At 28.9% G+C, this 225-nt stretch carries 1 protein-coding gene; it reads left to right on the top strand.

Annotation, left to right across the window (positions count from 1 at the left end):
* On the top strand, positions 1-209 hold a 209-nt coding region (locus tag ACVCXO_RS00005; RefSeq protein WP_452227559.1), incomplete at its 5' end, for an IS30 family transposase.
* Between the last annotated feature and the right edge of the window lie 16 nt (positions 210-225).

Raw genomic sequence — 225 nt, 5'->3', positions numbered from 1 at the left:
CCCATCCATATTCTTCCTGGGAAAGAGGAACTAATGAAAATACAAATGGACTTATTAGAAGATACCTTCCTAAAGGAACTGACTTCAATCAAATTGATGAAAAATCACTAATGAGTATTCAAGAAAAACTTAACAATAGACCTCGGAAAATAATAGGTTATAAAACTCCTCAAGAAATTATGGATTTTGAACTAAAAAATGTAGCTTAGTATAAACTAAAAAAAA

Source organism: Lacinutrix sp. MEBiC02404 (assembly GCF_053601575.1).
The sequence above is the reverse complement of the archived record's forward strand: the minus strand, read 5'-3'. Positions and strand labels throughout refer to the sequence as shown.